We start from the raw sequence: 10,981 nt of genomic DNA on the forward strand, positions 1-10,981 counted from the left end.
TCTTCAAGAACGAACGGAAACAGAAGAACCCATGAGCGGACACGGCGCCCCCGACATCGACCTGAGCACCCTCAACCCGGCCGAGACCTCACAGCTGAAGCTTGCGATCATCGCAGCCAGCTGGCACACCCAGATCATGGACGGGCTCCTGGACGGCGCGCTCCGGGCGGCCAAGGACGCCGGCATCGCCGAGCCCACCGTCCTGCGGGTTCCCGGCAGCTTTGAGCTCCCGGTGGCTGCCGCGCGGCTGGCACCGCACTTTGACGCCGTGGTTGCCCTCGGCGTCGTCATCCGCGGCGGAACCCCGCATTTCGACTACGTTTGCCAGGCCGCGACGTCGGGCCTCACCGACGTCAGCGTCTCCACCGGAGTGCCGGTGGGCTTTGGCGTGCTCACCTGCGACAACGAGCAGCAGGGCCTGGACCGCGCCGGCCTGCCGGGCTCCAAGGAAGACAAGGGCCACGAGGCCGTGACCGCGGCGCTGGCCACCGCCGTCGTCCTCAAGCAGTACCGCAGCTAAACGCTAAAGCGGACGGGCGCGGTGTGTATTCCCTCACATCGCGCCCGTCATGCAAGAGCCCGGGAAGCGCCCGCGCGGCCGCAGCAAGTAGGCTGGAGGGCGTGAAGAATTTCGAGACGCTGTTCGCTGAGCTCAGCGAGAAGGCAGCCACCCGCCCGGAAGGCTCCCGCACCGTCGCTGAATTGGAGTCCGGTGTTCACGGCATCGGCAAAAAAGTCGTTGAGGAAGCAGCCGAGGTATGGATGGCTGCCGAATATGAATCCGATGAAGCCGCGGCCGAGGAAATTTCCCAGCTGCTGTACCACCTGCAGGTTCTGATGCTCGCCAAAGGCCTGACCCTGGAAGACGTCTACAAGCATCTGTAGCCACCGGTCCGGCGCGATCTTTCCGCCGGTTCCTGCCGTGGCTTGCACTGCTTGAACACCTAGACAAATCAATCCAGAAAGAATTTCCCATGCTGCGAGTAGCCGTCCCCAATAAGGGCTCCCTGTCCGAAGCCGCCTCCGCCATGCTTTCCGAAGCCGGATACCGCCAGCGGCGCGACAGCCGCGAGTTGGTCATGGTGGACCCCGACAACGACATTGAGTTCTTCTTCCTCCGCCCCCGTGACATCGCCGTGTACGTGGGCCAGGGAACGCTCGACGTCGGCATTACCGGCCGCGACCTGCTGCTGGACGCCGAGGTGGAAGCCGAAGAACTCCTTCCGCTGGGATTCGCCGCCTCCACCTTCCGCTTCGCCGGGCCGGTGGGCGACTTCAGCTCCGCCGCCGAGCTTGAAGGCAAGCGCCTGGCCACCAGCTACGACGGCCTGCTGCGCAACTACCTTGCCGAACGCGGCATCAACGCCAGGGTGGTCCGCCTCGATGGCGCTGTTGAGTCCTCCGTCCGCCTCGGCGTCGCGGACGCCATCGCCGACGTCGTGGAAACCGGCAACACCCTAAAGGCTGCCGGGATGGAAATCTTCGGCGACCCCATCCTCAAGTCCGAGGCGGTCCTTATCCGGCGCACCGGCAACGGGGGCGCCGCCAACGGCACGGCCAAGGAGATTGAAGTCCTGATCCGCCGCCTGCAGGGTGTCCTGGTGGCGCGCCAGTACGTGCTGATGGATTACGACATCCGCAAGGAACTCGTGGAGAAGGCCGCCAGCCTTACGCCCGGCCTCGAATCGCCCACCGTTTCCCCGTTGCGCGACTCCGACTGGGTGGCTGTCCGGTCCATGGTTCCCAAGAAGGAAACCAACCGGATCATGGACGAACTCTACGACCTCGGTGCCCGCGCCATCCTGGTCAGCAGCATCCACGCCTGCCGCATCTGATCAGCGTCTGATTACCGGCGACCCCCAGCAGCACTGAATATCCAGGAGTTCCCATGGCAGTAGCAGTACGCGTCATTCCCTGCCTCGACGTCGACGCCGGGCGCGTTGTCAAGGGCGTCAACTTTGAGGGCCTCCGCGACGCCGGCGACCCCGTTGAGCTCGCCCACCGCTATGACAATGCCGGTGCCGACGAACTGACGTTCCTTGACGTCACCGCCTCCTCCGGCAACCGCGAGACCACCTTCGACGTGGTCCGCCGCACTGCCGAGGAAGTCTTCATCCCGCTCACGGTCGGCGGCGGCGTCCGCGGCGTGGCTGAGGTGGACAAGCTCCTGCGCTACGGCGCCGACAAGGCCTCCATCAACACAGCGGCCGTGGCCCGGCCCGACGTCATCGACGAAATCACCCGGCATTTCGGTTCCCAGGTGCTCGTCCTGTCCGTGGACGCCCGGCGCGCCCGACCCGGATCCCGGCCCACGCCGTCGGGATTCGAAGTGACCACCCACGGCGGGCGCACCGGCACCGGGATCGACGCGATCGAATGGGCCAGGGAAGCAGCGGACCGCGGGGTGGGAGAGATCCTGCTGAACTCCATCGACGCCGACGGCACCAAGGACGGCTTCGACCTCGAGCTGATCAAGCTGGTCCGGGCCGCCGTCAAGGTTCCCATCATCGCCTCCGGCGGGGCGGGGGAACCTGCCCACTTCCCGCCCGCTGTGGCAGCCGGGGCCGACGCCGTCCTGGCCGCCTCGATCTTCCACTGGGGCCCGGACAACATGATGCACCAGGTCAAGGACGCCATCCGCGAAGCCGGCTTTGAAGTCCGGTAATAGCAGCCGCGGAAAAACAAGGCCGGGTCACGGAGAGTGACCCGGCCTTGTCTTTAAAGTCCTACTTCGGCGGATTGGAGGAGGGCGACGGCGTCCGGCTGGCCTTCGAAGGTGACCAGGGCGTGGCGGGTGCGGCCGTGGGCGTGCATCAGCAGTTCGCCCGGCTCGCCGACAATGGCCACGGAAACAGGAGCGCGCTTGGCGACGTGGCGCGGACCGGACGGGCGGACCAGCACAATGCCAAGGTCCACGCCGCGGTACAGGATGGCGGCGCGCTTCACGAGTTCGTCCCACAGCGCATCGGAGTAGGCCTCATCGAGTGCCCTGGGGGCCCACCGGTCCACGGCGCGCCGGACGTCCTCGGTGTGCACGAAGTACTCGATCAGGTTGGCGCTCTCGTCCAGCGCCTTGATGCTCATCGGAGAGAGCGCAGGCGGCCCCGCGCGGAAGGTGTTCACCAGCCGGGCGTAGTCCTCGTTACTGGTGAGCTTGGCAGCCAACTTGGCGGTTGCCTGGTCCGACGCTTTGGCAAGCCGCTTGATGACCAGGCCCAGCCCGACGGCGGCCTTCCGCTCGCGCAGGTACAGGTGCGCGGCAAGGTCCCTGGTGCGCCAGCCCTTGCACAGCGTGGGCGCATCAGGGCCGGCCGCAAGCAGGGTTTCGGCCAGGACTTCTCGGGACGGTTCGACGAAATGCATCACTTGTGAAACTAGCACGAGAGCTGTGGAGTTGGGCAGCACTGCAGCGGCCGGTGGCGTGCCGTTGTTCACAACAGGAGAGCGGGTGCGCGAAGGCACTAGACTTGACCCGATGTCTGAGCAGCCAACCCCCGTCCAAACCGCAGGATCCGGCGTGTCCCACGTGCCGTCGTCGTCCGTTGAAGCTCCGCCGGCCAGCCCCCTTCCGGAAGAGCTTGCCGCGGCACTGAAGCGCGACGCCGCAGGCCTGGTGGCAGCTGTGGTGCAGCAGTACGACACCAACGAAGTCCTGATGCTCGGCTGGATGGATGATGAAGCCCTGCACCGCACCATGACCACCGGCCGGGTGACGTTCTACTCCCGCTCACGCCAGGAGTACTGGCGCAAGGGCGATACCTCCGGGCACGTCCAGTGGGTCAAATCCCTGGCCATGGACTGCGACGGCGACGCACTGCTGGTGCGCGTCGACCAGGTGGGCGCCGCCTGCCATACGGGCACCCGCACCTGCTTCGACGGCAGGGAACTGGCCGTGGTGGAAGGCCACGCGGGCTAGGTAGAACCGCTGCCCCGGCCGGCGCCTTCAACGCTGCGGCCACCCAGCAAGCACACCCAAGGAGCCGGCACGGCCGGCCCTTTCGAAGAACAGGCGGACAAGCATAGCCATGCAGGACCTTGGAACCATCAGCCCAAGCCTTGAGGAATTCCGGGAACTCGCCGGCCACAGCCGCGTCATCCCCGTCAGGCTCAAGGTCCTTGCCGACGCCGAAACCCCCATCGGCCTGTACCGGAAGCTGGCGCAGGGCCAGCCCGGCACTTTTCTTATGGAATCGGCGGCGGTGGGCGGCGCCTGGTCCCGCTACTCCTTCATCGGCGCCAGGTCCCGCGCAACGCTGACCACGAAAGATGGCCAGGCGCACTGGCTCGGCGAGCCCCCTGCCGGTGTGCCCGTCAGCGGGAGCCCCGTGGACGCCATCCGTGACACCATCGACGCCCTGCGCACCGACCGCTTCGAAGGACTGCCGCCCTTCACCTCCGGCCTGGTGGGCTTCCTTGGCTGGGAGACCGTCCGGCACTGGGAACGGCTGGTCAGCCCGCCCGAGGATGACCTGCAGCTGCCGGAAATGGCCCTGAACCTGGTCACCGACATGGCTGTGCATGACAATGTGGACGGCACGGTGCTGTTGATCGCCAACGCCATCAACTTCGACAACAGCTCCGAGCGGGTCGACGAGGCCTGGCACGACGCCGTGGCCCGGGTCAAGGAACTCCTGGCCAAGATCAGCGCGCCCGTGGTGCAGCCGGTCTCCGTGCTGGAGCCTGCGGCCCTGGACTTTGCCTCCAGCGTGCAGGAACGCTGGGATGAAGCCGAATACCTCGCAGCGCTGGACCGCGGCAAGGAAGCCATCGTGGACGGCGAGGTTTTCCAGGTGGTCATCTCGCGCCGGTTCGAGATGGAATGCAACGCGTCCGCACTGGACGTGTACCGCGTGCTGCGCAACACCAACCCCAGCCCGTACATGTACATCTTCAGCCTGGCCGACGCCGAGGGCCGGGAGTACTCCATCGTCGGGTCCTCCCCGGAAGCCTTGGTCACGGTGACCGGCGAGGAAGTCATCACCCACCCCATCGCCGGCTCCCGCCCCCGCGGGAAGACCGTGGAAGCTGACAAGGCCCTGGCCGAGGAACTCCTGGCCGACCAGAAGGAACGCGCCGAGCACCTGATGCTGGTGGACCTCTCCCGCAACGACCTCTCCAAGGTCTGCGTGGCGGGAACGGTGGACGTCACCCAGTTCATGGAAGTGGAGCGTTTCAGCCACATCATGCACCTGGTATCCACCGTGGTGGGCCAGCTCTCCCCGCAGGCCAAGGCGTACGACGTCCTGAAGGCCACGTTCCCCGCCGGTACCCTCTCCGGAGCGCCCAAGCCGCGTGCCCTGCGGCTCCTCGACGAGCTGGAACCGCACCGCCGCGGCATCTACGGCGGTGTGGTGGGCTACCTGGACTTCGCCGGTGACATGGACATGGCCATCGCCATCCGGTCCGCCCTGATCCGGGAAGGGCGCGCCTACGTCCAGGCCGGCGGCGGCATCGTGGCGGACTCAGTGAACCCCACCGAGGCCCTGGAAACCGTCAACAAGGCCGCCGCGCCGCTGCGCGCCGTTCACACGGCCGGCTCCCTGCACAACATCTCCGCGGAATCCCTTCCCGGCGGGGCGGATTCCTGATGTCCGGCTCCGGAGTCGCCCCCGGCCACCCAGGCAACGCAGATAAGCCGGGCAAGCCAGGCCAGGCAGGGAAAGCGGCCAAGTCCCCGAAGCCCCGGGCCGTGCCTGTGTGGGCGCGCAAGTCCAACGTGGTGCTGCTGATCACCCTCCTGGCACTTGCCGCGTTTGGAACCACCACGCAGACCTGGATGACCGCCACGCTCGACCCCAACCAGGTGGGCCAGGCGGCAGCAACCCAGAACGCGATCCAGGTGCAGGGCAGCAAGGCCGCCACCACCGTGACGGCCCTGGCCCTGGTTGCCCTGGCCGGCGGCCTCGCAGCGGCCATCGCCGGCAGGATCGCCCGCTGGGTCATCACCGCGATCATCCTTCTTGCTTCAGCCGGGGTGGTGACCGCCGCGGCCATGGTCCTGGCTGATCCGCTCGCGGCGGCGCAGGGAACCATCGCGGGGGCCACCGGTGTTTCCGGCAGCCAGGCGCACATTGAGGTCACCGCCTTCCCCGTGCTCGCCGTCGTCGCCGGCTGCCTGCTGGCCCTGGCGGCCCTGTTGATCCTGCCCGCGTCGCATTACTGGAAGACGCGCACCAAATACGACGCCCCGGGCACTGCCGGGGGGGCTGCACCGGCCGGCCCCGTGGACGAGATCGACAGCTGGGACCGGCTTTCCCGGGGCGAGGACCCCACCTAGGGCCGGGGCCGCCGGCACCGGACCGGGCGTTGAAGCCCGGCGGTACGCGGACGGCAGCCAAAAAATGGCAGAATGTAAGCAGTATCCATCCTGAGGAGATTTTCCATGAGCAAAGCACCTGCGTCCGTTTCCAAGTCAGGCACCCGCACGGTTGCCCCCGGCGCCATTGACCACAGCCAGGAACTGGGCCACGGCAACAGCCCGGCCGCCTGGACCTGCGTCATCGTCATGCTCGTAGGCGCCCTCATCGCAGCCATCGCCTTCGTCATTGCCAGCACCCCCATCTTCATCGGCGGCGCCGTTGTCATGGTGATCGGCCTGATCCTCGGGTACATCATGCGCAAGGCAGGTTACGGCGTCGAAGGCAGCAAGCTGAAGAACTCCGGCCACTGATGGCGACTGTTCTCGACGACATCAACGCCGGTGTCAGGGAGGATATGGAGGCCAGGAAGCGGCTTGTTTCCCTGGCTGAGCTGAAGGACCTGGCCCAGGCCGCGGCACCTGCCCGCGACGCCTGGGCGGCGCTCGGCGGCACCTCCCCAACCCGGGAACAGCTGAAGGTCATTGCCGAAATCAAGCGCCGCAGCCCCTCCAAGGGCGATCTCGCCAGCATTGTGGATCCGGCGTCGCTCGCCAGGCAGTACGCCGACGGCGGTGCCTCCGTCATCAGCGTGCTCACCGAGCAGCGCCGCTTCAACGGGTCGCTGGCCGACCTCGACGCCGTGCGGGCCGCCGTCGACACCCCCTTGCTGCGCAAGGACTTCACGCTCGACGAGTACCAGATCTGGGAAGCCCGCGCCCACGGTGCCGACCTCATCCTCCTGATCGTGGCGGCCCTTTCGGACGCCCAGCTCTCCGCATTCAGCGCCCTCAGCCACGAACTTGGCATGAACGTGCTGGTGGAGACGCACACGGAAGAAGAGATCGAGCGTGCCGTCGCGGCCAAGGCGCGCATCATCGGCGTCAACGTACGCAACCTGAAGACGCTCGACGTCGACCGTTCAGTTTTTGCCTCACTGGCGGGGAAGATCCCTGCTGAGGCCGTCGTGGTCGCCGAATCCGGCGTCCGTGACGCTGACGACGTCACGCATTACGCTGCCAGCGGGGCCAACGCGATACTGGTGGGCGAGGCGCTGGTAAGCCACGCCACCCCGCGCGAACGAATCGCTGAATTCACTGCCGCGGGTGCCGCCGCCATCGCTGCCCGGGCCTGATGCACTTACGCGTACCTGATCCTGTGGGGCCGCCAGCCGGCCCCGCAGGGTCGCACTCCGGTTCCACGCCGGACCATAAAGAACTTTTTGACCGCTAACTTCGAAGAGGACAGGACTGATGGCTCAAGCACCCTCAGGAAACGCTGACAACAACACCGCGGAAGCATTCCTGCAGGGCGGATCCCTCCGCCACGCCCCGGGGCCGTACTTCGGCAACTACGGCGGGCGATGGATGCCCGAGTCCCTCATCGCCGCCCTCGACGAACTTGAAGAGACCTTCAACAAGGCCAAGGACGATCCTGAGTTCGTGGCCCAGATCGCGGACCTGAACAAGAACTACTCCGGCCGTCCGTCCCTGCTGACGGAAGCCAAGCGGTTTTCCCAGCACGCCGGGGGAGTGCGGGTGTTCCTCAAGCGCGAGGACCTGAACCACACCGGGTCGCACAAGATCAACAATGTCCTGGGCCAGGCCCTGCTCGCCAAGCGCATGGGCAAGACCCGCATCATCGCCGAAACCGGCGCTGGCCAGCACGGCGTGGCCAGCGCCACCGCTGCAGCCCTGATGGGCCTGGAATGCGTGGTGTACATGGGCGCGGAGGATTGTCGCCGCCAGGCGCTGAACGTCGCCCGGATGGAACTGCTGGGCGCCAAGGTCATCCCCGTCACCAGCGGATCGCAGACCCTCAAGGACGCCATCAACGACGCCCTCCGCGACTGGGTGGCCAACGTTTCCACCACCCACTACCTGCTGGGCACCGCCGCGGGCGCCCACCCGTTCCCCGCCATGGTCCGGTACTTCCACGAGGTGATTGGCGACGAAGCCCGCGCCCAGATCCTTGAACAGGAGGGACGCCTCCCGGACGCCGTGTGCGCCTGCATCGGTGGCGGGTCCAACGCCATCGGCATCTTCCACGGTTTCCTGGACGATCCTTCCGTGAAGATCTACGGCTTCGAGGCCGGCGGCGACGGCGTCGATACCGGCCGGCACGCGGCCACCATCACGCTGGGCAAGCCCGGCGTGCTGCACGGCGCACGCTCCTACCTGATGCAGGACGACGACGGGCAGACCATCGAGTCGCACTCCATTTCCGCCGGCCTGGACTACCCGGGCGTCGGCCCGGAGCACTCCTACCTGGCCGACATTGGCCGGGTCAGCTACGAGCCCATCACCGACAGCGAAGCCATGGAAGCCTTTCGCCTCCTCTGCCGCACCGAAGGCATCATCCCGGCCATCGAGTCCTCGCACGCGCTGGCAGGGGCCATCAAGGTGGGCCAGCGGCTCGCCGCCGAAGACCCGGCCTCCGCCGGCGACAAGATCGTGATCGTCAACCTGTCCGGACGCGGCGACAAGGACGTGGCCACCGCCGCCGAATGGTTTGACCTGTTGGACAAGAATTCCGCCGAATCCGAAATCGGCAAAGAGGGGGAGCAGCTGTGAGCAGCGCAGACATCGCCAGCCAGGCAGGGACCACCAGCAAGTCGGCAGCGGCCATTGACAGGGCACGGGCCCAGGGCCGCGCCGCCCTCATCGCCTACCTGCCCGCCGGCTACCCCAGCGTCGAGGAATCCATCGCCGCCGGCATCGCCGCGGCCCGAAACGGCGCCGACCTGATCGAAATCGGCATCCCGTATTCGGACCCCGTCATGGACGGCCAGGTCATCCAGGCCGCCACCACCGAGGCGCTTGCCAAAGGCTTCCACGTGAGCCAGGTGTTCGACGTGGTTGCCGGCATCACCAGCCAGACAGAGGCCGCCGTCCTGGTCATGACCTACTGGAACCCCGTAGTCCGCATGGGCGTGGACGAGTTCTCGCGCCGGCTGGCCGAGGCAGGGGGAGCGGGACTCATCACTCCCGACCTCATTCCCGATGAGGCCGCCGAATGGATGGAAGCCTCGGACAAGTACGGCCTGGACCGGGTCTTCCTCGTGGCGCCGTCCTCCACCCCGGAGCGCATGCAGCGCACTGTGGATGCGAGCCGCGGCTTCGTCTACGCAGTCTCCATCATGGGCGTCACCGGCGCCCGTACCTCGGTAAGCAGCGCCGCCAAGGATGTTGTCTCCGCAGCACATGGCGCCGGCGCGCAACGCGTCTGCGTGGGCCTGGGCGTGTCCAACGCCGACCAGGTACGTGAGATTGCCGCCTACGCAGAAGGCGTCATCGTGGGCACCGCCCTGGTGAAGACCCTTGGCGACGGCGGCGTGGACGCAGTGGCCACCCTCACCAAGGACCTCAGCACCGGCCTTGCCCGGGAAAGCGGGGCCTAAGGCATGCAGGCACTCCTTCAGGCAGCCGCCGTGGCTCCCGCGCTCCTTCCGGCGAGCATCCCCAGCCCGGACTGGTCCGGCTTCGACATACCCCTGCCGTGGGGCAGCCTGCGGATCCACGCCTATGCGCTGTGCATCCTGGCCGGAATCGTCGTCGGCCTGTGGCTGACATCCGTGCGGTGGGCCAAGCGCGGCGCCCCTGAAGGCAGTGTCTGGGACATCGTTATCTGGGCCATCCCCTTTGGCATCATCGGCGGCCGGCTGTACCACGTTGTGTCATCGCCGGACGCCTACTTCGGTCCCGGCTTTGACGGCACCGGGGATCTCTCCCTCATCCCGCAAATCCAGCGCGGTGGGCTGGGAATCTGGGGCGCCGTCGTCCTCGGGGCCGTCGGCGCCTGGATCGGATGCCGGCGCAGCGGGGTCAAGCTGAGCGCCTTCGTTGACGCCGCTGCACCCGGCCTGCTCCTGGCCCAGGCCATCGGCCGGTGGGGCAACTACTTCAACCAGGAACTTTTCGGTGGACCCACCACCTTGCCGTGGGGCCTGCAGATCGATCCCAACAACCCCAACTTTCCTGCAGGCATGCCCGCAGACACCCTGTTCCACCCCACCTTCCTCTACGAGTCCCTGTGGAACCTGGCCGGCGTCCTGATCCTGCTCGCCCTGGACCGGCGCTTCCACTTCCGCCGCAGCCGGCTCTTCTGGCTGTACGCCATGTACTACACCCTGGGCCGGGTCTGGATCGAAGCGATGCGGATCGATGACGCAGAGCAGATCAGCATCCTCGGAATCACCACACGGCTCAACGTGTGGACAAGCATCTTCGTCTTCCTCGCGGCACTGATCGCCTTCATCCTCCTGGGTCTCAAGGGCCGCCCGGATCCGGACACCGTCTACCTCCCGGGCCACCAGCCGGAGAAGCCGGCGGAAGCCGTCACGGACTCCGGTGCCAGTCATGAAGTCCGTGATACGGACCGCAGTGTCTCAGATAGTGATTCGCGTGGTAATCTCCCTGATAACCACAGCGGTTCCAGGCATGCTTCCGACCCCACGGAAGACGCCGCGGCGGCACCGGAAGGCCCAGAGCCCGGAACGGATGCCACTGCTGCCGGACACTCCGGCAGCACAGCCACCGGACCCGCATCGGAGGCAGGCACCGTTAAGTAGGGCGCCCGCCAGGCAGGGCAGCAGAGCCACCGCTCGAAGGGCCCGAACAACCACA

At 67.0% G+C, this 10,981-nt stretch carries 13 protein-coding genes; 12 read left to right on the plus strand and 1 reads right to left on the minus strand.

Translation table 11 applies throughout. The features are described 5' to 3' along the window. Positions 1 to 31: 31 nt before the first annotated feature. The 4 genes from ribH to hisF all read left to right on the plus strand — a co-directional run bounded on the left by ribH (position 32) and on the right by hisF (position 2,665). Positions 32 to 520, plus strand: a complete 489-nt coding sequence (gene ribH, locus ACFO0G_RS17815; RefSeq protein ID WP_018770776.1) for a 6,7-dimethyl-8-ribityllumazine synthase — start codon at positions 32 to 34, stop codon at positions 518 to 520. Positions 521 to 621: 101 nt separating this feature from the next. Further along, positions 622 to 885, plus strand: coding sequence for a phosphoribosyl-ATP diphosphatase (locus ACFO0G_RS17820; RefSeq protein ID WP_009358176.1), 264 nt, complete (start codon positions 622 to 624; stop codon positions 883 to 885). An 89-nt stretch (positions 886 to 974) separates the two neighbouring features. Further along, positions 975 to 1,835, plus strand: a complete 861-nt coding sequence (hisG, locus tag ACFO0G_RS17825; RefSeq protein WP_376979290.1) for an ATP phosphoribosyltransferase — start codon at positions 975 to 977, stop codon at positions 1,833 to 1,835. 53 nt (positions 1,836 to 1,888) lie between these two features. Further along, positions 1,889 to 2,665: an imidazole glycerol phosphate synthase subunit HisF gene (hisF, locus tag ACFO0G_RS17830; RefSeq protein ID WP_286403544.1), complete on the plus strand. Its 777-nt coding sequence runs from the start codon at positions 1,889 to 1,891 to the stop codon at positions 2,663 to 2,665. A gap of 53 nt (positions 2,666 to 2,718) precedes the next feature. Here hisF and ACFO0G_RS17835 read toward each other — a convergent pair whose 3' ends face one another. Beyond that, positions 2,719 to 3,363 (minus strand): TIGR03085 family metal-binding protein, encoded by a 645-nt coding sequence (locus ACFO0G_RS17835; RefSeq protein WP_141940969.1) that lies wholly within the window; start codon positions 3,361 to 3,363, stop codon positions 2,719 to 2,721. Between the two features lie 112 nt (positions 3,364 to 3,475). Between ACFO0G_RS17835 and hisI the strand changes: the two genes are divergently transcribed. The 8 genes from hisI (at position 3,476) to lgt (ending at position 10,926) form a co-directional block, all read left to right on the plus strand. Next, positions 3,476 to 3,916: a phosphoribosyl-AMP cyclohydrolase gene (hisI, locus tag ACFO0G_RS17840; RefSeq protein ID WP_286403547.1), complete on the plus strand. Its 441-nt coding sequence runs from the start codon at positions 3,476 to 3,478 to the stop codon at positions 3,914 to 3,916. Between the two features lie 109 nt (positions 3,917 to 4,025). Continuing rightward, positions 4,026 to 5,588, plus strand: a complete 1,563-nt coding sequence (locus ACFO0G_RS17845) for an anthranilate synthase component I (RefSeq protein WP_286403550.1) — start codon at positions 4,026 to 4,028, stop codon at positions 5,586 to 5,588. Next, positions 5,588 to 6,277, plus strand: coding sequence for a Trp biosynthesis-associated membrane protein (locus tag ACFO0G_RS17850; protein ID WP_376979294.1), 690 nt, complete (start codon positions 5,588 to 5,590; stop codon positions 6,275 to 6,277). Before ACFO0G_RS17845 ends, ACFO0G_RS17850 begins: the two co-directional genes overlap by 1 nt. Before the next feature lie 105 nt (positions 6,278 to 6,382). Continuing rightward, the gene (locus tag ACFO0G_RS17855) at positions 6,383 to 6,670 is read left to right on the plus strand and encodes an HGxxPAAW family protein (protein WP_286403556.1); all 288 of its coding nucleotides are present in this window, start codon (positions 6,383 to 6,385) and stop codon (positions 6,668 to 6,670) included. Further along, positions 6,670 to 7,491, plus strand: coding sequence for an indole-3-glycerol phosphate synthase TrpC (gene trpC, locus ACFO0G_RS17860; RefSeq protein ID WP_376979296.1), 822 nt, complete (start codon positions 6,670 to 6,672; stop codon positions 7,489 to 7,491). The genes ACFO0G_RS17855 and trpC overlap by 1 nt, the downstream gene beginning before the upstream one ends. A 118-nt stretch (positions 7,492 to 7,609) precedes the next feature. Then, positions 7,610 to 8,929: a tryptophan synthase subunit beta gene (trpB, locus tag ACFO0G_RS17865; protein ID WP_286403563.1), complete on the plus strand. Its 1,320-nt coding sequence runs from the start codon at positions 7,610 to 7,612 to the stop codon at positions 8,927 to 8,929. Continuing rightward, complete coding sequence (gene trpA / locus ACFO0G_RS17870) at positions 8,926 to 9,756, plus strand: tryptophan synthase subunit alpha (protein WP_376979298.1); 831 nt, start codon at positions 8,926 to 8,928, stop codon at positions 9,754 to 9,756. Before trpB ends, trpA begins: the two co-directional genes overlap by 4 nt. A 3-nt stretch (positions 9,757 to 9,759) precedes the next feature. Next, positions 9,760 to 10,926, plus strand: a complete 1,167-nt coding sequence (gene lgt, locus ACFO0G_RS17875) for a prolipoprotein diacylglyceryl transferase (protein WP_376979300.1) — start codon at positions 9,760 to 9,762, stop codon at positions 10,924 to 10,926. The last annotated feature ends 55 nt before the right edge of the window (positions 10,927 to 10,981 follow it).

Source organism: Arthrobacter sedimenti, from assembly GCF_042652025.1.
Lineage (GTDB): Bacteria > Actinomycetota > Actinomycetes > Actinomycetales > Micrococcaceae > Arthrobacter > Arthrobacter sedimenti.

Coding starts and splice junctions, on each gene's coding strand:
- ribH (WP_018770776.1), top strand. CDS start 32: ATGAGCGGACACGGCGCCCCCGACATCGACCTGAGCACCCTCAACCCG.
- hisG (WP_376979290.1), top strand. CDS start 975: ATGCTGCGAGTAGCCGTCCCCAATAAGGGCTCCCTGTCCGAAGCCGCC.
- hisF (WP_286403544.1), top strand. CDS start 1,889: ATGGCAGTAGCAGTACGCGTCATTCCCTGCCTCGACGTCGACGCCGGG.
- ACFO0G_RS17835 (WP_141940969.1), bottom strand. CDS start 3,363: ATGCATTTCGTCGAACCGTCCCGAGAAGTCCTGGCCGAAACCCTGCTT.
- hisI (WP_286403547.1), top strand. CDS start 3,476: ATGTCTGAGCAGCCAACCCCCGTCCAAACCGCAGGATCCGGCGTGTCC.
- ACFO0G_RS17845 (WP_286403550.1), top strand. CDS start 4,026: ATGCAGGACCTTGGAACCATCAGCCCAAGCCTTGAGGAATTCCGGGAA.
- ACFO0G_RS17850 (WP_376979294.1), top strand. CDS start 5,588: ATGTCCGGCTCCGGAGTCGCCCCCGGCCACCCAGGCAACGCAGATAAG.
- ACFO0G_RS17855 (WP_286403556.1), top strand. CDS start 6,383: ATGAGCAAAGCACCTGCGTCCGTTTCCAAGTCAGGCACCCGCACGGTT.
- trpC (WP_376979296.1), top strand. CDS start 6,670: ATGGCGACTGTTCTCGACGACATCAACGCCGGTGTCAGGGAGGATATG.
- trpB (WP_286403563.1), top strand. CDS start 7,610: ATGGCTCAAGCACCCTCAGGAAACGCTGACAACAACACCGCGGAAGCA.
- lgt (WP_376979300.1), top strand. CDS start 9,760: ATGCAGGCACTCCTTCAGGCAGCCGCCGTGGCTCCCGCGCTCCTTCCG.